This is a genomic window from Noviherbaspirillum pedocola, assembly GCF_016632335.1.
GTDB lineage: Bacteria > Pseudomonadota > Gammaproteobacteria > Burkholderiales > Burkholderiaceae_D > Noviherbaspirillum_A > Noviherbaspirillum_A pedocola.
Window position 1 is genome coordinate 13,512 of sequence record NZ_JAEPBG010000032.1, and the last position, 19,882, is coordinate 33,393.

General features: G+C 62.3%; 12 protein-coding genes. 7 read left to right on the plus strand and 5 right to left on the minus strand.

Going from position 1 to position 19,882, the window contains the following annotated elements:
* Window positions 1-3: 3 nt before the first annotated feature.
* Window positions 4-858: a CheR family methyltransferase gene (locus JJB74_RS30535; protein WP_200598343.1), complete on the minus strand. Its 855-nt coding sequence runs from the start codon at window positions 856-858 to the stop codon at window positions 4-6.
* The gene (locus tag JJB74_RS30540; RefSeq protein ID WP_325170201.1) at window positions 855-7,166 is read right to left on the minus strand and encodes a HAMP domain-containing protein; all 6,312 of its coding nucleotides are present in this window, start codon (window positions 7,164-7,166) and stop codon (window positions 855-857) included. Before JJB74_RS30540 ends, JJB74_RS30535 begins: the two co-directional genes overlap by 4 nt.
* A 214-nt stretch (window positions 7,167-7,380) precedes the next feature.
* On the opposite strand from JJB74_RS30540, the gene JJB74_RS30545 reads away from it, so the two are divergent.
* On the plus strand, window positions 7,381-9,012 hold the full coding sequence (locus tag JJB74_RS30545; RefSeq protein WP_325170202.1) for a response regulator: 1,632 nt from the start codon (window positions 7,381-7,383) through the stop codon (window positions 9,010-9,012).
* A 23-nt stretch (window positions 9,013-9,035) separates the two neighbouring features.
* Here JJB74_RS30545 and JJB74_RS30550 read toward each other — a convergent pair whose 3' ends face one another.
* Both JJB74_RS30550 and fliD read right to left on the minus strand, forming a co-directional pair.
* A complete protein-coding gene (locus tag JJB74_RS30550) occupies window positions 9,036-9,629 on the minus strand; it encodes an SRPBCC family protein (protein WP_200598345.1) in 594 nt (197 codons plus the stop codon).
* Window positions 9,630-9,761: 132 nt separating this feature from the next.
* Window positions 9,762-11,753, minus strand: coding sequence for a flagellar filament capping protein FliD (fliD, locus tag JJB74_RS30555; RefSeq protein ID WP_200598346.1), 1,992 nt, complete (start codon window positions 11,751-11,753; stop codon window positions 9,762-9,764).
* Between the two features lie 258 nt (window positions 11,754-12,011).
* On the opposite strand from fliD, the gene JJB74_RS30560 reads away from it, so the two are divergent.
* Entirely contained in the window at window positions 12,012-13,682 is a 1,671-nt protein-coding gene (locus tag JJB74_RS30560; protein WP_200598347.1) for an AMP-binding protein, read from the plus strand.
* Window positions 13,683-13,745: 63 nt separating this feature from the next.
* Here JJB74_RS30560 and JJB74_RS30565 read toward each other — a convergent pair whose 3' ends face one another.
* On the minus strand, window positions 13,746-14,162 hold the full coding sequence (locus JJB74_RS30565) for a hypothetical protein (protein WP_200598348.1): 417 nt from the start codon (window positions 14,160-14,162) through the stop codon (window positions 13,746-13,748).
* A gap of 330 nt (window positions 14,163-14,492) precedes the next feature.
* Here JJB74_RS30565 and JJB74_RS30570 point away from each other — a divergent pair, with 330 nt between their 5' ends.
* The 5 genes from JJB74_RS30570 to JJB74_RS30590 all read left to right on the plus strand — a co-directional run bounded on the left by JJB74_RS30570 (window position 14,493) and on the right by JJB74_RS30590 (window position 19,739).
* Entirely contained in the window at window positions 14,493-15,329 is an 837-nt protein-coding gene (locus tag JJB74_RS30570) for a MipA/OmpV family protein (protein ID WP_200598349.1), read from the plus strand.
* A 127-nt stretch (window positions 15,330-15,456) separates the two neighbouring features.
* On the plus strand, window positions 15,457-16,776 hold the full coding sequence (locus JJB74_RS30575) for an NAD(P)/FAD-dependent oxidoreductase (protein WP_234484996.1): 1,320 nt from the start codon (window positions 15,457-15,459) through the stop codon (window positions 16,774-16,776).
* A gap of 70 nt (window positions 16,777-16,846) precedes the next feature.
* Window positions 16,847-17,653, plus strand: coding sequence for a lysophospholipid acyltransferase family protein (locus tag JJB74_RS30580; protein WP_200598351.1), 807 nt, complete (start codon window positions 16,847-16,849; stop codon window positions 17,651-17,653).
* Window positions 17,650-18,432 (plus strand): glycosyltransferase family 2 protein, encoded by a 783-nt coding sequence (locus JJB74_RS30585; RefSeq protein WP_234484997.1) that lies wholly within the window; start codon window positions 17,650-17,652, stop codon window positions 18,430-18,432. The genes JJB74_RS30580 and JJB74_RS30585 overlap by 4 nt, the downstream gene beginning before the upstream one ends.
* Before the next feature lie 165 nt (window positions 18,433-18,597).
* Window positions 18,598-19,739, plus strand: a protein-coding gene (locus tag JJB74_RS30590) for an IS3 family transposase (RefSeq protein ID WP_407672446.1) whose coding sequence is annotated in 2 segments (ribosomal slippage) — window positions 18,598-18,850 and window positions 18,850-19,739 — 1,143 coding nt in all. Because the reading frame shifts where the segments join, the coding sequence is not laid out codon by codon here.
* Window positions 19,740-19,882 lie beyond the last annotated feature (143 nt).

A 19,882-nucleotide genomic window follows, 5' to 3' on the forward strand; every position in this document is an offset into this window, starting at 1 on the left:
ACCTCACCCCATCCTCCGATACAAACCCGCATAGCCCAAGCCGCGATACGCCATCCTGCGCATCGCCGCCTCCACGACGCCCGACGCGCCGACATTCATCACCCCGTAGCTCGCCAGGCTCTGATGGAAAAGACCGAGTATCCGGTTCTGCAAGCGCGGCTGGTAATCCGCGAGCCGGTTCCTGCAGCAGATCAGCTGAAACTCGTTGAACGAGCTATCGGTAGGCAAGTTGTATTGCGCCCAGATGATGCGCGAGCGCAGATGGTCCGCGAACACCGCGCGGTCGCCGCGCAGCGACAGGTAATCGCCAAGGGAGCGGCGGCCGCCGCTGGCGCGGTAACGTTCCTCGTACAGCGCGATGCGTTCGGCCGGTATCGATGCCGCCTTTACCTGCTGCAGCAATTCATCGTTCGAACAGGTAGCGAAAACCAGCGTGCGCTCGTAATGGACTTCCTCTTCCAGCAAGATCGCCAGGCCGAACACTTCTTCGGGACACAGGCATTCGGCGATCCATACCTTCGGCGCCGGGTAGCTGCCCAGCAGCGGGCCGGCCAGTTCGCGCAAGGCGGCAAAGCTCGCCGGCTCATCGAACAGCATGCCCTGCTGCGCAATCAGTGCGCGGCCCAGGGCATTGCACAGGCTCGCATCATGCAGCACCCGCGCCAGCAAATCGCTCGGCGTGTTGAGCCCCTGGTCGCGCAGGAAAGCCAGCAGCCTGCGCCGCAGCGGCTCGCGCTCGTATTCGCGAAAGTCGAGCCCATAGCGCCGGTGCAAGCCTTCCAGCAACAGCTCGATCTCGAGCGCTTCCAGCGCTTCGAGTTCAGCGCTGCGCCGCTCGTCAGTGCTCATCTGCTTCATTGGTGCAGCCACACCCGCATCAGTGACAGGAGCCGCGATACATCGACCGGCTTGGTGATGTAGTCCGACGCGCCGGCGGCCAGGCATTTGTCGCGGTCGCCCTTCATCGCCTTGGCGGTCAGCGTGATGATGGGCAGCGATTTGAAGCGCGCATTCTTGCGGATCTCGCGGATGGTGTCGTAGCCATCCATCTCCGGCATCATGATGTCCATCAGCACGATCTCGATGTCCGGGTCGGCTTCGAGCAGGTTGATGCCATCCCTGCCGTTCTCGGCGAAGGCCACCTTCATGTGGTACCGCTCCAGCACCGTGGTCAGCGCGAAGATGTTGCGCAGATCATCGTCGACGACCAGCACCTTGCGCCCGGCCAGGCCGCCGCCGACATCGTCGACCTGCTCGATCATGCGCCGTTGCGCCTCGGGCAGCGCCAGCGGCGAGCGGTGCAGGAACAGCGCGGTTTCATGCACCAGGCGCTCGGGCGAGCGCACGTCCTTGATGACGATGGTCTTGGCCACCGCCGACAGCCTGGCGATCTCGGAGCGGGTCAGGTCCTTGGCGGTATAGACCACTACCGGAATGTCGCGCATCGCTTCATCCAGGCCGATGCGTTCCAGCAGCTCGAAGCCGTCGATGTCCGGCAGCGTCAGGTCCAGCACCATGCAGTCGACGCGCTGCGCCGCCAGCGACGCCAAAGCCTCCTTGCCGCTTTCCACCGCGGTGACGTCGATGTCGCCATCGGCCAGCAACGAGACCACCTGTTCGCGCTGCATCGCATCGTCCTCGACGATCAGCAGACGACGCTTGCCGCGGTTCAGGTATTGCTGCACCCGGCGCAATTCATCCGTCAGGCGCTCGCGCGACACCGGCTTGACCAGGTAGGAAATCGCGCCCTGGCGCAAACCGCGTTCGCGCTCGTTGGATACCGACAGGATATGCACCGGGATATGCCGGGTGCGCGGATCGCGCTTCAGGCGATCGAGCACGGTGAAGCCGTCGATGTCGGGCAGATCGATGTCGAGGAAGATCGCCGTCGGCGTGTAATCGCGCGCCAGCGTCAGCGCGGCATTGCCGTTGGCGCTGATGATGACCTTCAGGTTCTTCTCGCGCGCCAGCGCCGCCACGGCGGACGCGAATTCGGCATCGTCTTCCACCAGCAGGATCGATGGATCGCCCGGCGCGATCAGGTAGCGGTCGTCGGTGCCGGATTCCTGGTCCAGCAGCACGGTGACCGCGGCTTGCGGCAAGGCTTCCTCGCTGCGCAGGCTGGCGCCTCCGATATTGCCGCCATTACCGCCATTACCGCCATTGCCGGCGCTGGCCGGCGGCGGCAGCAGCGCAGCATCGACTGGAGATTGGGAACCGATGGCCGGCGCATGGCTGAAGTAGCCGCCGCGATGGTACGGCAGGTACAGCGTGAACACGCTGCCCATGCCCACGGTGCTGGTAACGCGGATTTCGCCGCCCAACAGGCGCGCCAGTTCGCGCGAGATCGACAGGCCCAGGCCGGTGCCGCCGTACTTGCGCGCGGTGGAGCCGTCGGCCTGCTGGAAGGCTTCGAAGATCAGCTGCAGCTTGTCCGAGGCGATGCCCACGCCGGTGTCGGACACCGAGAAGGCGACCACGGTGTCGGCATTGCGCAGATTCGGATGGTCCGCGCTCCAGCCCGCGACAACCATCTCGATCTTCAATTGCACCTGGCCGCGCGCGGTGAACTTGAAGGCATTCGACAGCAGGTTCTTCAGGATCTGCTGCAGTCGCGTGGTGTCGGTCATCATCGATGGCGGCAAGGTCTCGCCCAGCGTGATGCCGAAGGCCAGGCTCTTGGCTTCGGCCATGTGGCGGAAGGTGCGCTCGAGATAGCCGGTCAGCACCGAGAATCGGTACTCGCTGACCTCCAGCGTCACGGTGCCGGACTCGATCTTGGACAGGTCGAGAATGTCGTTGATGAGGGTCAGCAGATCGTTGCCCGAGCTGTAGATCGACCTTGCATACTCGACCTGATTGCTCGACAGGTTGCCGCTAGGATTGTCGCCGAGCTGCTGCGCCAGCAGCAGCAGGCTGTTCAATGGCGTGCGCAGCTCGTGCGACATGTTGGCCAGGAACTCGGACTTGTATTTCGAGGACAGCGCCAGCTGCGTTGCCTTTTCTTCCAGCGCGAACTTGGCCTGCTCGACTTCCTGGTTCTTGCGTTCCACCTCGCTGTTCTGCTCGGACAGGAGGCGTGCCTTTTCCGCAAGCTCGAGGTTGGTCTGCTGCAGTTCCTGCGCCAGCCGCTGCGACTGGGTCAGCAGGCTTTCGGTACGGCTGTTGGTTTCAATGGTGTTCAGCACCACGCCGATCGATTCCATCAGCTGGTCGAGGAAGCCGATGTGCGTGAGCGTGAAGCGGTCCAGCGAAGCGATCTCGATGACCGCCTTGACTTCCTGCTCGAACAGGATGGGCAGCACCAGGATGTTCGACGGCGGCGCCGCGCCCAGCGCCGACGAGACCTGGATATAGTCGCGCGGCACATTGGTCAGCCACACGCGGGTCTTCTCGACCGCGCACTGGCCCACCAGTCCTTCGCCGGGACCGAAGGATTCCGGCACCTTGCGGGTTGAACGGAATCCGTAGCTGGCGATGCGGTTCAGGCGCTGCGTCTGGTTCTGCGAATCCATCATGTAGAACACGCCGTGATGCGCCGACACCAGCGGCGCCAGCTCGGACAGGATCAGGCTGGATACGGTTTCCAGGTCGCGCTGGCCCTGCAGCAGGCGGGTGAAGCGCGCCAGGTTGGTCTTGAGCCAGTCCTGCTCGGCGTTCTTCTGCGTGGTCTCCTTCAGGTTGCGGATCATCTCGTTGATGTTGTCCTTCAGGTCCGCCACCTCGCCGCTGGCCGCCACCTGGATCGAGCGCGACAAGTCGCCTCGGGTCACCGCGGTGGCCACCTCGGCAATCGCGCGCACCTGCGTCGACAGGTTGGCCGCGAGCTGGTTCACGTTCTCGGTCAATGCCTTCCAGGTGCCGGAAGCGCCCGGCACGCTGGCCTGTCCGCCGAGCTTGCCTTCCACGCCGACCTCGCGCGCCACCGTGGTCACCTGGTCGGCGAACACGGCGAGCGTGTCGGTCATCTCGTTGATGGTATTGGCCAGCGAGGCGATCTCGCCCTGTGCCGCCACGGTCAGCTTTTTCTTCAGGTCGCCCTTCGCCACCGCGGTCACCACGCCGGCGATGCCGCGCACCTGCTCGGTCAGGTTGGCCGCCATGAAGTTCACGTTCTCGGTCAAGTCCTTCCAGGTGCCGCCCACGCCCTTCACCTGCGCCTGGCCGCCGAGCTTGCCTTCGGTACCCACCTCACGGGCCACGCGCGTCACCTCAGAAGCAAAGGATGAAAGCTGGTCCACCATCACGTTGATGGTGTTCTTCAGCGCGAGGATCTCGCCCTTCACGTCCACGGTGATCTTCTTCGACAGGTCGCCGTTCGCCACCGCCGTGGTTACCTCGGCGATGTTGCGCACCTGGTCGGTCAGGTTCGACGCCATGAAGTTCACGTTGTCGGTGAGGTCTTTCCAGGTGCCGGATGCGCCGGGCACGTTGGCCTGGCCGCCGAGGCGACCCTCGGTACCCACTTCCCTCGCCACGCGCGTCACTTCGGAAGCGAAGGAACGCAGCTGGTCCACCATGGTGTTGATGGTGTCCTTCAGCTGCAGGATCTCGCCGCGCACGTCCACCGTGATCTTCTTCGACAGGTCGCCGTTCGCCACGGCCGTGGTCACCTCGGCGATGTTCCGCACCTGCGAAGTCAGGTTGCCTGCCATCGAGTTCACCGAGTCGGTCAAGTCCTTCCAGGTGCCCGCGACGCCGGGCACGTTGGCCTGGCCGCCGAGCTTGCCCTCGGTACCCACCTCACGCGCCACACGGGTTACCTCGGAAGCGAACGAAGACAGCTGGTCCACCATCACGTTGATGGTGTCCTTCAGCTCGAGAATCTCGCCCTTCACGTCCGCGGTGATTTTCTTGGAGAGGTCGCCGTTCGCCACCGCGGTCGTCACCTCGGCGATGTTTCGCACCTGGCCCGTCAGGTTCGACGCCATGAAGTTCACGTTGTCGGTCAGGTCTTTCCAGGTGCCGGCCACGCCGGGCACATTGGCCTGGCCGCCGAGCTTGCCCTCGGTGCCCACTTCACGCGCCACGCGCGTCACCTCGGACGCAAAGGAGGAAAGCTGGTCCACCATGACGTTGATGGTGTCCTTCAACTGCAGAATCTCGCCCTTGGCTGCGGCGGTGATCTTCTTCGACAGGTCGCCGTTTGCCACGGCTGTGGTCACCTCGGCGATGTTCCTTACCTGGCCGGTCAGGTTGCCCGCCATCGAGTTCACCGAGTCGGTCAAGTCCTTCCAGGTGCCGGCCACGCCGGGCACGTTGGCCTGGCCGCCGAGTTCGCCTTCGGTGCCCACCTCCCTCGCCACGCGGGTAACTTCCGAAGCGAAGGAACGCAGCTGATCCACCATCACGTTGATGGTGTTCTTCAGCTCGAGAATCTCGCCCTTGGCGTCCGCCGTGATCTTTTTCGACAAGTCGCCATACGCTACCGCCGTCGTCACCTCGGCGATGTTGCGCACCTGGCCGGTGAGGTTACCCGCCATTGAGTTCACCGAGTCGGTCAGGTCTTTCCAGGTGCCGGCCACGCCGGTCACTTCGGCCTGGCCGCCGAGCTTGCCTTCGGTACCCACTTCGCGCGCTACACGGGTCACCTCGGAAGCAAAGGATGAAAGCTGGTCCACCATCACGTTGATGGTGTTCTTCAATTGCAGAATCTCGCCCTTGGCGTCTGCCGTAATCTTCTTGGAGAGGTCGCCGTTTGCCACTGCCGTGGTCACCTCGGCGATGTTCCTCACCTGTCCCGTCAGGTTCGACGCCATGAAGTTCACGTTCTCGGTCAGGTCTTTCCAGGTGCCCGCGACGCCGGGCACGTTGGCCTGTCCGCCGAGCTTGCCTTCCGTACCCACTTCACGCGCCACGCGGGTTACCTCGGAAGCAAAGGATGAGAGCTGGTCCACCATCACGTTGATGGTGTTCTTCAGCTCAAGAATTTCGCCCTTCACGTCCGCGGTGATCTTCTTCGAGAGATCGCCATTGGCCACCGCGGTCGTCACCTCGGCGATGTTACGCACCTGACCCGTCAGATTCGACGCCATGAAGTTCACGTTCTCGGTCAGATCCTTCCAGGTGCCGCCCACGCCCTTCACCTGCGCCTGGCCGCCGAGCTTGCCTTCAGTGCCCACCTCGCGCGCTACACGGGTCACCTCGGAAGCGAAGGATGAGAGCTGGTCCACCATCACGTTGATGGTGTTCTTCAATTGCAGAATCTCGCCCTTGGCGTCTGCCGTAATCTTCTTGGAGAGGTCGCCGTTTGCCACTGCCGTGGTCACCTCGGCGATGTTCCTCACCTGGCCCGTGAGGTTCGAAGCCATGAAGTTCACGTTGTCAGTCAGGTCTTTCCAGGTGCCGCCGACACCTGGCACGAAAGCCTGTCCGCCAAGGCGGCCCTCGGTGCCCACCTCCCTCGCCACGCGCGTCACCTCGGAGGCGAAGGAACGCAGCTGGTCCACCATGGTGTTGATGGTGTCCTTCAATTGCAGGATCTCACCGCGCACGTCCACCGTGATCTTCTTCGACAAGTCACCGTTCGCCACGGCGGTCGTCACCTCGGCGATGTTACGCACCTGCGAAGTCAGGTTGCCCGCCATTGAGTTCACCGAGTCGGTCAGGTCTTTCCAGGTGCCGGCCACGCCGGGCACGTTGGCCTGTCCGCCGAGCTTGCCTTCCGTACCCACTTCACGCGCCACACGGGTTACCTCGGAGGCAAACGAGGACAACTGCGACACCATGGTGTTGGCCGTTGTCGCCGAGCGCAGGAACTGGCCCTTCAGCGGCCGGCCGTCGACGTCGAGCATCATGGTTTGCGACAGATCGCCCTTGGCCACCGCGCCGATGACGCGCGCCATCTCGGTGGTTGGGCGCACCAGGTCGTCGATCAGCACGTTGACCGAATTGACCAGCGTCGCCCAGCGTCCGCCGACTGGCATCGGTTCGCAGCGCTCGGACAGGCGGCCATCGCGGCCGACGATGCGCGAGACGCTGACGATATTGCGCGCCATGGATTCGCTGTTCTCCATGATTTCATTCAGCGTGTCGGCGATCTTGCCGTCCAGGCCGGCCAGGTCGGAAGGCATGCGCACCGAAAAGTCGCCTTTCTTCAGCGCGATCAATGCGGCCAGCAGTTGGCGGGAATCGAGTGCCTGCGGCAATTCGGAAACGGTATTCATCGTAGATTCGGTAAAGGGGACGCTTGACTTTTGGTATGGCGGACGGAGCGCAATTTGCGTAGCGACAAATCCGTGTTGCAGCCGGAATGGTAACAACAGATGGAGGCTGGGAAAGTCTTCAGGCATTGCGTATGATCAACACCCGGCGATGTTTACGTATGTCCGTACTGAACCATTGCTAGCCTGCAGACTCGCAAAAAATTACGCATATATCGTGACCAAGCTTATTCCCGATCCGACCCCAAATGTCCTGGTCGTCAATGATGACCCCGGCAGCCTCATCGGCCTGGTCGGCCTGTTGAATCAATGGGAACACGATCTCGGCTTCGAGACCTTTTCGGCCCGTTCCGGAGAGGAAGCCTTGCGTCATGTGTTGAAGCATGAGTTCGCGGTGATCCTGCTCGACGTGAACATGCCGGGCATGAGCGGCTTTGAAACCGCCGAAGCCATTCATTCTCGCCACGCGTCTTCGCTAACCCCGATCATTTTCGTTACCGCCTATTCGGCCGATGAAATGAATCGCCTCAAGGGATACGAGCAGGGCGCGGTCGATTATCTGTTTACACCGATCGTCCCCGAGATCCTGCGCGCCAAGCTGTCGGTGTTCGTGGCTCTGGCCAAGAGCAAGCTGGCGGTGAGCCGGCAGGCCGAAGCGCTGGACCAGCAGACCCGCAAACTTACTGCGGCCAATGAGCTGCTGCAGCGCGAGATCAGCAAGCGCCAGATTGCTGAAGAAAAAAACAAGACCACCGAAGCCTTCCTGGCAATGCTGGGCCATGAGCTGCGCAATCCGCTGTCGGCGATTTCGAGCGCGGCGACGCTGCTCGGGCTGGACGGCATCAGCATGCAGAAGGCGACGACCGCCAAGGAAATCATTCAGCGGCAAAGCGGTCAGCTCACGCGCATCGTCGACGACCTGCTCGATCTGAGCCGGGTAATGTCCGGGCGCATCGTGCTGGCGAAACGCGCGCTCGATCTCGGCGCGCTGGTGCGCAACTGCGTCGATACGCTGCAGATTTCCGGCCGCGCTGAAAGCTATCGCATCGAGCTCGATGTCGAACCGGTGTTCATCCATGCCGATCCGGCGCGCATGGAACAGGTGGTGGTGAACCTGATCGACAACGCGCTGAAATACACGCCGCTTGGCGGTCGCATCGAGATCAGCCTGAAGCCGCTCGGAGAAGCCGTGTTCTTCACCGTGCGCGACAACGGCGTGGGCATGTCGGCCGAACTGCTGCCGCGCATTTTCGATGTCTTCGTGCAGGGCGAGCGCACGCTGGACCGGCCACAGGGCGGACTCGGCATCGGACTATCGCTGGTGCAGCAACTGGTCAGCCAGCACGAAGGCGAAGTCAATGCCAGCAGCGAGGGACTGGGCCTGGGCAGCGAGTTGACGGTGCGCCTGCCACGATCGACGGTGCAGCCAACGCTTGCAGACGAGCTTCCTGGCGCGACCAGCCAAACGAAATGCCGGGTGCTGCTGATCGAGGACAATGTCGACGGCCGCGACATCATGGCCATGCGCCTGGCTGCGCTTGGCCATCAGGTATTCACTGCGGAAGACGGACCGCGCGGCATCGAGATCGCGGAGCGGGAAAGGCCGGATGTGGTGTTGCTCGATATCGGTCTGCCGGAGATGGACGGCTTCGCTGTTGCGCGCGCGCTGCGCAGCAATCCCGCGACCTGCGACCTGAAATTGGTTGCACTCACCGGCTATGGTTTGGAAGAAGACCGCATCCGCTCACTCGAAGCCGGCTTCGACATGCACCTGGTGAAGCCGGTGGATCAGGACCGCCTGACGCGGGCGCTGGCTCGGAACGTCGCAGGCCACCACGCGTCGCGGTAAACCGTCTGCATTAACAGTGCTGCTCAGCGGGATGGGCCTGTATCAGTGACCGGCGCTGACTGCGGCGCGCGCATGCGCCGATAGATTTCAGCACGCAAATGCGCGAACTGATCGCGCGTGCGATCCGCCACCATGCCCATGCCAAGGCCGAATGGCAAACGCACCGCGGGCACCGACGTGCTCGTGTAGTCGATATCCGTGCCGCCATCGCGCTCGATCAGGCGTGTCACCGCCGTGCCGCTGCGGATCGTCCCTGCCACCGCCCGCGAACGCACCTCGCGATACGGGTCGAGATCGACCTCGCGCACCGATTGATAGGGAATAGGGAAGAAAGCGAAGCGCACCGCGCCGCTCTGCTCCACCCGCAACCGGTTCGGGCCGAGCGGTACTGCCCTGCTCTTCTCCAGTCCCGGCGAAAACTGCGCCATGTGGTCGTAGTCGGTCAGCACCTGCCATACCTGGCTGGGCCTGGCGTCGACGTGCATCTCGACATGGATGTTGATTGCGCTGCCGCTGCGGCTGACCGCGACACGGATATCGCTGTCGCCGGGTTGTTGTCCGAGGGCTGCCCACGAGGCGGCCAGCAGCGTGAACAGGAGCGGGGTCAGCTTTCGCATGGAGGGCATGTCGGCAATGAGGGCGGCAATGACAATTGCCGGTTTGACTCGCTGCAGCGCTACCGGTTCATGCCCGTATCGCGCCGCCTCGCGGCAGGCAGCATGCCAGATGCCGCCCATGCGCGGAAATGTTCAGCCGTTCGCCTGGATCTGCGCCAGTTCCTGCGTCAGATACGTGCTGGTGCTGTTCATGGCGCTGATCTGGCTATCGAGCGCGGTGAATTGTGCGCGAAGCGTCGTCTCCCTGGCGGCGAGGCGAGTGTTCATGTCGTCCTCCTGTTTTTGCAGGCTCGTGATCGAAGCGTTCACGCCATTGGTGTGCATGGTCAGCGAGCCGTCGCTGGACAGGAAGGAATCGATCAGGTCGTTGAACTGGCTGGCATAGCCCTTCGCATAGCTCACCGTGCCGCGGCTGCCGAGAGCGCCACCGGTGACCGCGACCGCCAGCCCATCGGCTGCCGTGCCGGCGGCGCCGATCAGCTTCTGGCCACTGCCCGTTGCTGCCGCGCCATCGATGCTGCCGGCCACGTCTAGCCCAGCGCTGCTGATCGGACTGCTTCCCAGGAGGGTTTGCGCGCCATTGCCGCCAATGGCAATCGACGATGCAGAGCCGTATTGTCGCGACGTGATCGACAGTACGCCGTTGCTCTGGCTGACTTCGACCCCGGCGCCGCTAAAGGCGCTGTTGCCATTGATCTCGGCTTGCACCTCCAGCGCCAGCGCATCGGTGCTGGCGTAAGTGCCGGGCTTGAGCGTAATCGATGCCGACGTACCGTTCATATTCACCGAGAGGTTGTCATTCACGCCTGCCGTGATGGTCAGACCGGCCGTGGAGGAACCGCTTAACGCCGCCTGAGCAGCCAACTGCGTGACTGTCAGTGCATAGGTGCCGGGCTTCGTGTTGTCGCCAGCGGCGCCGTAAGTGACCGCGCTGTCGGTGGCGCTGCCATTCACCGCGAACAGGCTGGCAACATCGTTGAAGTTCGATGTCAACGCCGCGTTCAGCTTGGTGGAATCGACCGCGAGCGTGCCATCCTTCTGAAACGTCACGCCGATGTCAGCCAGGCGGTCGTAGGCGCCGCCGCCCCGCACGGCCGTGGACAACACGTCGCGCATGCGCGTCTGCATGCTGCGCACCGTGGAATCGCCATTGAGCGCCGCCGTGGTCTTGGTCGTCGCATCGTAAGCCTGCAGGCTGGTCAGCGTCTTGTTGGCGGTGTTGTAGGCATCGACGAATTTCTGCACTGCCGAGGTCGCCGACGCGGTGTCGCGCGCCACGCTCAATGTCGTCGGGCTGCCAGCATTGGTCTTGGTCAGGTCCAGCGTCACGCCATCGATGAGGTCGGTCACATGGTTCGACGGCTTCGTCACCGCCAGGCCATCGATGCTGAACTTCGCATCCTGCGCCGCGATGGTCTGCTGCATCGCCTGGCTGCCAGCCGGGTCCTGCGACAGCAGGCTCGACAATGTCGCATCGCCCGACACCGAGATCTTCATGCTCGAGGCCGCGCCGGTGGCGCTGTTGGTCAGCACCAGCCGGTTCGGCGCGGCGCTGCCATCGTTGACGATGGAGGCGGTCACGCCCATGCCGGCGGCATTGATGGCATCGCGTATGCCGGACAGCGTCGCATGCGTGCTGTCTATGGTGACGCTCTTGCTGCCGCTGCCGCTGGACGCGAAGGAGGCGCCGGTGTACTTGCCGGTGGACGCGTCGAGACTGCCGCCGCTGACGGTGCCGAAATCGAAGGTGATGGTGCCGGCGCCGATGGCGGTGGTGGTGCTCGCCTGCCCAGCCGAGACCAGCTTCTGTGCCTGCGCGAGCTGCGTGACTTCGAGCGCGTAGCTGCCCGGCGCGGCGCTGGAACTGGCGCTGGCCGTGAGTACGCCGCTGTCGCCCACCGTGGCCTTCACCGCGGCGAATTGTGTGGGATCCGAAAGACTTCCCGCCGCCGACTGAAAGGTTGACAGCGCGCTTTTGACTTGGCCGAGCGCGGACAGCTGCGCCTGGTAGGTCGCTTCCTTGTTCTGCAGCAGCGTCAGCGGCTGGTTTTCCACCGACATCAATTGCGTGACGATGCTGTTGACGTCGAGCCCTGAGCCTATGCCCACCGAAGAAATTCCCATCTGCAGCTCTCCCCATCGATGACACCCTCGCCTCCACGTCACGGATGCGACCGAGCGGCTGGATGGGTCATATTGTCCGGAGGCAATGTATCAGCCATATGTGGCCGATGTATCGAGACCGATACAAATTCGATATCAAAGCGACGCACGCTCGCGGGGCGGGCGCGACTACAATGAGTCCCGCAGCATGCCTACCCGCTGTTCAAACGATAAGCCTGTCGAAGCGCCACACGCTTCCCCACCAGCAAGGAGACATCGATGCAGCAGAAAAGCTATGTTCAGGGCGCCTGCGACGCGCCTCTCATCGGCGCAACCATCGGCGACTATCTCGATACCGTCATCGAGCGCTTCAGCGACAACCTGGCGCTGGTGGTGCCGAGCCAGGACGTGCGCTGGACCTATCGGGAATTCGGACGCCGTGTCGATGCGCTGGCGGCCGGCCTGCTGAAGCTCGGACTGCAAAGTGGCGACCGGATCGGCATCTGGTCGCAGAATTGCGCGGAATGGGTACTGACGCAGTTCGCGACCGCGAAGGCCGGACTGATCATGGTCAACATCAATCCCGCCTACCGCCGTGCTGAACTGGAATATGTGCTGAAGAAGGTGGAATGCAGCGCGCTGATCCTGGCGCCTTCCTTCAAGACCAGCAACTACCTCGAGATGCTGCAGGATGTGGCGCCGGAGATTGCCCGTTGCGCGCCGGGCAGGCTGCAGTCCGAGCGCCTTCCACGGTTGCGGCAAGTGATACGGCTGGGCGCGGAAAAGACCGGCGGCATGCTGAATTTCGATGACCTGCTCGATGCCGATGATGAAGACCTGCGCCGGCTGCGCGAAGTTTCACGGCAGCTGCAGTTCGATGATCCGATCAATATCCAGTTCACCTCGGGCACCACCGGCGCGCCGAAGGGGGCAACGCTCACGCATCACAACATCCTCAACAATGGCTTCTTCATCGGCGAAGCAATGCGGCTCACCGACGCCGACCGGCTTTGCATTCCGGTGCCGCTGTATCACTGCTTCGGCATGGTGCTCGGCAACCTGGCCTGCGTGACGCATGGCGCCACCATGGTGTATCCGGGCGAGGGTTTCGATGCAAAGGCAGTTCTGGAAACGGTACAGGCCGAACGCTGCACCGGGCTGCATGGCGTGCCGACGATGTTCATCGCGCTGCTCGAGCATCCGGACTTTGCGCAATACGATCTCTCCACCCTGCGCACCGGCATCATGGCCGGCTCGCCCTGCCCGATCGAGGTGATGCGACGGGTGATCGACCAGATGCACATGCACGAAATCACGATCGCCTACGGCATGACTGAGACTTCGCCGGTGAGCTTCCAGAGCGCCGTCGACGATCCGCTCGACTTGCGCGTCTCGACGATCGGCCGGGTGCATCCGCATCTCGAAGTCAAGATCGTCGATGCCGAAGGGCGCATCGTGCCGCGCGGCGCCAAGGGCGAACTGCTGACCCGCGGCTATTCGGTCATGCTCGGCTACTGGGGCGACGAGGAAAAGACGCGCGAGGCGATTGATGCGGCGCGCTGGATGCATACCGGTGATCTCGCGGTGATCGACGAGAACGGCTTCTGCAGCATCGTCGGCCGCTCCAAGGACATGGTCATACGCGGCGGCGAGAATATCTATCCGCGCGAAGTCGAGGAATTCCTTTACAGGCATCCGAAAGTGCAGGATGTGCAATGCGTTGGCGTTCCGGATCAGAAGTATGGCGAGGAACTGTGCGCCTGCGTCATTCTGCGGCCCGGCATGCAGGCGGACGCCGACGAGATCCGCGCCTTCTGCGAAGGCCAGATCGCGCATTACAAGATCCCGCGCTATGTGCGCTTCGTCGATGCCTTTCCGATGACGGTGACAGGAAAGATTCAGAAGTATCTGCTGCGTGAGCGCATGGGCACCGAATTGGGACTGAGTTAGCGCCGACTCCCCCGGCGATATGTGCCGACGGGCGTCGCTGGGCTCGCTGCTGCGCCTATTCGTTCAACGCCAGGTGCCGCCCAAAGCGCTCAGGTTCGTCGACTTCTTGTTGACGATACGCACCGCCTTGCCGGTCGCATGCGGTGATGCCCAGGAAAAGCCCGATGGCTGTTTCCAGGTGCCGATTTCGACGACCGCGTCGGCGCCGATCGCGCGCGCCTTGTCGGCCATGGCATTGAGCAGCCCATCCGGGCCGCCGTACCAGACGGCGCCGGCATTGATTTCTGCCAGCGTCTCGTAGTTGACGCTGGCGGGAAGCGTGCCATCGACAAACAGCACTTTCTCCGTATGCGGCGCGAGCTTGGGCGCATTCGGCGCCATCGTCACGTCGATCGTGTCCTTCATGATCATCGGGCTGTGAGCCTGGCATCCGGCGAGCGCGGCCGCCACCAGCAGCGTTCCGATTGCGCCTGTCTTCATCGCTTCTCCTCCGTCCTTGATTGTTCGTCAGCGCGGTGCGTGCGCATTTTGTGATGAATATCATATCGGTTTTGCGCAGGCATGACTGAGGCCAAAGATCGTGTGTATCAGGCCGCATGGGCGCACGCTTGCGTCGCAAGACATTGCCAGTGTGCAGGCCAACGTACTGAAAAATGTAGCGGATAGCGCAAAACGGCATGTCGTCGCAATGCTCGAAGGAAAAAAGCGCCTGGAATGCGTGCGGCCTCGGTTAAGATCGCGCTCGGGATTGCTCAAACACAAGACACACGGCGTTCGCAACGCATCCGCGTGCGCCGCAACAAGATCAATATGCGAAGACACAAGCTGCCACTTTTCGCCGGCATCGCCGCGCTTTTGCCGGTTTGCGCCGCCGCTGCGAATCTCCCGCTATGGGAAGCCGGCGTCGGCGCTGCCGCGCTGACGCTGCCGGACTACCGCGGCGCCGACACCAGCCATGCCTATCTGCTGCCCGCGCCCTACTTCGTCTACCGCGGCGAATTCCTGAAGGCCGACCGCAACGGGCTGCGCGGCCTGCTGTTCGATACCGATCGCGTCGAGCTCAATCTGAGCCTGAACGCGACGCTGCCGGTCAGCAGCAGGAACAATGCGGCACGCAGCGGCATGGCCAGTCTGCGACCGACGGTGGAACTCGGACCGACCGCCAGCATCACCTTGTGGAAGGCGGGCGACGGCAGGATGAAGCTGGATCTGCGTACGCCGCTACGCGCGGCAGTGACGGTGGAATCTTCCCCAAAGGCGGTGGGCTGGCTGTTCGCGCCCAACATCAACCTCGATGTGCGCGATCCGTTCGGTTACTCCGGCTGGAATCTCGGCATGCTCGCCGGCCCCTACTATCAGAGCCGCAAGTACAACAGCTATTTTTATTCCGTCGGGCCGGCCGATGCGACGCCAGCGCGACCTCGCTACGATGCGCCGGGCGGCTACGCCGGATCGCAGTTCACCGCGGCGGTATCGAAACGCTTTGAGCGCACCTGGGTCGGCGCCTTCCTGCGTTATGACACCCTGCGTGGCGCGGTTTTCGAGGATAGTCCGCTGGTCCGGCGCAGCAACGCGGTATCCGCGGGCGTTGCGGTCACCTGGGTGCTTGGTCAATCCCAAACAATGGTAGACACGATCGACAATTAGGCCGCGACCGCTCGTCGCCACAATGGCGGTGCGGCCTGTCCGCCGGCGCGCATTACCGCGCTTTCGTCCTGCAAAAAATGATAAAGTCGCCGCTTCTCGCGGCTTAATGAAACAAGGCAACATGGCTATGAATCCGGTACCCACCGCTGGCACTGAAGAGTGCGATGTCCTCGTCATCGGCGGCGGCCCCGCTGGCTCCACCGCGGCAGCGCTGCTTGCGGGCATGAATCACCGCGTGACTCTGATTGAAAAGGCCCACCATCCGCGCTTTCACATCGGTGAATCGCTTCTGCCCGCCAATTTGCCGCTGCTCGAGAAGCTCGGTGTGGCGAAGGAAGTCGAGGCGATCGGCATGAAGAAGTGGGCTGCCGAGTTCGTGTCGCCATGGCATGACCATACCCAGGTATTCCAGTTCGGCAATGCGATGGACAAGCGCTGGCCGCATGCCTATCAGGTCAAGCGCGCCGAGTTCGACGAGATTCTGATCCGCAATGCGGCACGAGCCGGCGCGAATGTGATTGAAGGCTGCAAGGTGACGGACGTGGCGTTTCTGCCCGAAGGTCAGGGCGCGATGATCGCCACCCGCGACGAGCACGGCGTCGACAAGACCTGGCATGCGCGCTTTGTCCTCGATGCGTCCGGCCGCGATACGGTGCTGGCCCGCAAACTGGACATCAAGGAACGCAATGAGAAGCACAACAGCACGGCAATCTATGGCCACTTCCGCAACGTCCAGCGCAACGAGGGTCGCGACGAGGGCAATATCTCGATCTTCTGGTTTGAGCATGGCTGGTTCTGGTTCATTCCGCTTGCCGATGGATTGACCAGCATAGGCGCGGTGACCTGGCCGTACTATCTGAAGACGCGCAAGAAGCCGGTCGCCGAATTCCTGAAGGACACGATCGCACTGTGCCCGGCTCTGGCCGAGCGTCTGAAGGATGCGGAACTCGTCACTGATGCCGAAGCGACGGGCAATTATTCCTATTCCTGCAGCCGTAGCCATGGTCCCGCTTACCTGCTTCTTGGCGACGCCTATGCCTTCATCGATCCGGTGTTCTCAAGCGGCGTGATGCTGGCCATGAACAGCGCCTTTGCCGGCGCCGAGGCGGTGGACCGGTGTCTGCGCAAGCCGGCGCAAGCGGCCGCCGCGATGCGGCGCTTCGACCGCGTCATGCGCAAGGGGCCGCGCGAGTTCTCGTGGTTCATCTACCGCGTTACGAATCCGACCATGCGCAACCTGTTCATGGGTCCGCGCAATGTGTTTCGCATGGAGGAAGCGCTGCTGTCGGTGCTGGCAGGGGATGTGTTCGGCAAGACACGGATCGGGCCGCACCTGCTCGCGTTCAAGGCGCTGTATTACGGCATGTCGATGCTGCATCTGCGACGCACCTTGTCGGCATGGCTGCAACGCAAGCGCAATATCCGTCCGGTGGACGCGATCGGTTGAGGGATCCTTGGCCAGGCGCGGCGCAAAATCAGCGTCGCGCATTCTTACCGTTTCCTGTTTCAATAAGCTGATGAAAGCCCTTGCGCGTTGTTTGCTCGCCGTCTATGACTGCACGGTGTTCTATCTCGGAGTCATCGAGTTCGTGCTGCTGAGCATGCTGTGGTCGGCGCTTGCCGGCTTGCTGCATATGATCCTGCCGCGCGAGCTCGGCACGAGGGTCGGCCGCTACGGCATCATGATGGGCTTCCGCATCCTGCTGGCGAGCCTTTCGCTGTCTGGCCGTTTCCGTTTCGACCTGAAGGCGCTGGATGCGCTGCGCAACGAGCGCGGGCTGATCATCGCGCCGAATCATCCGACGTTGTGGGATGCGGTGCTGATGGCATCACGGCTGCCGGACGTGGCCTGCATCATGAAGGCCGCCATCGTCAATGACATCTTCGTCGGCGGCGGTGCACGGCTGGCACGCTATATTCGCAATGATTCGATCCGCAGCATGATCCACCTTGCCATTGATGAACTGCGCAATGGAGGTAACGTTCTCCTTTTCCCGGAAGGCACGCGTACCGTCGCGCCGGCGCGTATCGGCGAGCTGCGAGGCAGCATAGGCGTCATTGCCAGCCGCGCGCATGTGCCGGTACAAACCGTGCTTGCGGAAACGGATAGTCCTTTTCTGACCAAGGGCTGGCCCTTCTTCAAAAAGCCTCGAATGCCGGTGCATTACCAGGTGCGCCTCGGACGGCGCTTCGACGCGCCGGAAAACAGTGCTGCCCTCGTTGCCGCGATGAGTGCCTATTTTGAAGATACGCTTGCGGCAGAGCCGATACGATCGATCGTGTCGGCCGACAGCGAATCCGCGCACGAAGGTTATGCCAAATGATGGCCGTATCGGGAATGATGGATAAGCCTAGCGCCAGTCACCTGGTATTGATCCCGAGCTATAACCCTGGACCCAAGGTTTATGACACGGTCCGCTCGGCGCGCGCGCAATGGAATCCGGTTTGGGTGGTCGTGGACGGTAGCACCGATGGCAGTGCCGAAGGCCTGCAGGCGATGGCAGCCGCCGATTCGGGGCTGCATGTGATCGTCCTGCCGTACAACATGGGCAAAGGTAGTGCGGTCCTGCGCGGCCTTGAGGAGGCGCGAGCGCGCGGCTATACCCATGCGCTGACGATGGATTCGGATGGGCAGCACCCTGCTGAATTGATCTCCGAGTTCATGCGTACCTCGAAAGCGAATCCGCGGTCAATGGTGCTCGGCAAGCCGGTCTTCGATGCCAGCGCGCCAGCCTTAAGGGTAAAGGGCAGGCAGGTATCGAATTGGTGGGCCAATCTCGAGACGCTGTGGTCCGGCATTGGCGACTCGCTGTACGGGTTTCGCGTGTATCCGATCGCGCCACTCGCCGCAGTCATGCGTGGCCAACGCTGGATGCGCCGTTTCGATTTCGATCCCGAAGCAGTTGTACGTCTTTGCTGGCGCGGCGTGAAACCAGTCAACCTTGATGCGCCGGTGCGTTATTTCCGTGCCGAAGAAGGTGGCGTTTCGCACTTCCGCTACCTGCGCGACAACACATTGTTGACGTGGATGCATACGCGCTTGTTCATCGGCTTCGCGATTCGCCTGCCTCTGCTAGTGCTGCGTCGCTTGGGCAGTCGCTGAGATGAGCGCGAGCTTGCCGTTATGCGGATTGGAGACAGTCCACAAGCAAGCACGTTTCGCGAGCTTTTGGGTCAGGCATTAGCCTGTGATCCTATCCCAGGAAACTGTACCGATCCAAAGTAGAATTTTTCGGCGTGTTTTTCCTTGATGAGCAGGAGGCATGTCGTGAAGAAGAGCAAGTTTACGGAGCAGCAAATCGCATTTGCGCTCAAGCAGGCAGAACTCGGCACCCCGGTGGAAGAAGTCTGCCGCAAGGTTGGCATCAGTGATGCGACGTTTTACAACTGGAAGAAGAAGTACGGTGGTCTGACACCATCCGAGATGCGGCGCCTGCGCCAGTTGGAAGAAGAGAACACCAAGCTCAAGAAGCTGGTAGCGGATCTGCCGCTGGATAAGGCGATGCTGCAGGACGTGCTGTCAAAAAAGCTCTGAAGCCTTCCCGCAAGCGCCGCTTGGTTGATGAACTGCGGGATCGGTATCGAGCCAGTCTGACGCAGGCCTGCGCGCTGTTTGGCATGTCGCGCTCGGTGTATGGCTATCGGTCCGTGGCACGGGATGCCTCGGCGCTGACCATGCGCATCAAGGAGATTGCCGCCACGCGCGTGCATTATGGCTACAAGCGGGTGCATGTGATGCTGCGGCGGGAAGGCTGGCGAGATAACCTGAAGCGGGTCTATCGGCTCTACAAGCAGGAAGGCTTGTCACTGCGTTTCAAGCGACCCAAGCGGAACAAGGCAGCTCGCTTGCGGCAGCCGAAGCAAGTGGTTACGGCGATGAACCAAATCTGGAGCATGGATTTCGTGGCGGACGCGTTGTTCGACGGGCGCCGCCTGCGAGCACTCACAGTGGTCGATAACTACACGCGCGAGAGCCTGGCGATCGAAGTCGGCCAGAGCTTGAAAGGGGAAGACGTCGTGGCCACGCTGCGGCGCATTGGTGCCACGCGTGGACTGCCGGCCACGATCAAGGTCGATAACGGTTCCGAGTTCGTTTCCAAGGCCATGGACAAATGGGCTTATGAAAATCATGTCGAACTGGACTTCAGCCGTCCCGGCAGGCCGACGGACAACGCCAAGGTGGAAAGCTTTAATGGACGCTTCCGGCAGGAATGCCTGAATGCACATTGGTTCATGTCGCTGGACGACGCCAGGCAGAAGATCGAGCAGTGGCGACAGCACTATAATGAGACGCGTCCCCACTCCGCGCTGCGGTGGGCCACGCCCGCAGAATTCGCCCGTCAGGCAAGGATGAAACCCTTACCTGACGGGGCAATGGAGTCGGAAATTTCTACTGACGCCCGGTACTGATTCCGGGGGACGGTCATTTCAACCGCAGACTCCATGGCCGTCTCGGACTAATTTGGATAGCAGGTCACCGCGGCGTAACAGTATCGCGCATAGCATTAACGGCCTTCACTAACCACATGAATCGGCTTTCTCTCCTGCGCCTC

Excerpts from the sequence above, each read along its gene's own strand:
- JJB74_RS30570 (WP_200598349.1), top strand. The coding sequence starts at position 14,493 with ATGCGAAGACACAAGCTGCCACTTTTCGCCGGCATCGCCGCGCTTTTG.
- JJB74_RS30540 (WP_325170201.1), bottom strand. The coding sequence starts at position 7,166 with ATGAATACCGTTTCCGAATTGCCGCAGGCACTCGATTCCCGCCAACTG.
- JJB74_RS30560 (WP_200598347.1), top strand. The coding sequence starts at position 12,012 with ATGCAGCAGAAAAGCTATGTTCAGGGCGCCTGCGACGCGCCTCTCATC.
- JJB74_RS30580 (WP_200598351.1), top strand. The coding sequence starts at position 16,847 with ATGAAAGCCCTTGCGCGTTGTTTGCTCGCCGTCTATGACTGCACGGTG.
- JJB74_RS30565 (WP_200598348.1), bottom strand. The coding sequence starts at position 14,162 with ATGAAGACAGGCGCAATCGGAACGCTGCTGGTGGCGGCCGCGCTCGCC.
- JJB74_RS30575 (WP_234484996.1), top strand. The coding sequence starts at position 15,457 with ATGAATCCGGTACCCACCGCTGGCACTGAAGAGTGCGATGTCCTCGTC.
- JJB74_RS30535 (WP_200598343.1), bottom strand. The coding sequence starts at position 858 with ATGAAGCAGATGAGCACTGACGAGCGGCGCAGCGCTGAACTCGAAGCG.
- JJB74_RS30550 (WP_200598345.1), bottom strand. The coding sequence starts at position 9,629 with ATGCGAAAGCTGACCCCGCTCCTGTTCACGCTGCTGGCCGCCTCGTGG.
- fliD (WP_200598346.1), bottom strand. The coding sequence starts at position 11,753 with ATGGGAATTTCTTCGGTGGGCATAGGCTCAGGGCTCGACGTCAACAGC.
- JJB74_RS30585 (WP_234484997.1), top strand. The coding sequence starts at position 17,650 with ATGATGGCCGTATCGGGAATGATGGATAAGCCTAGCGCCAGTCACCTG.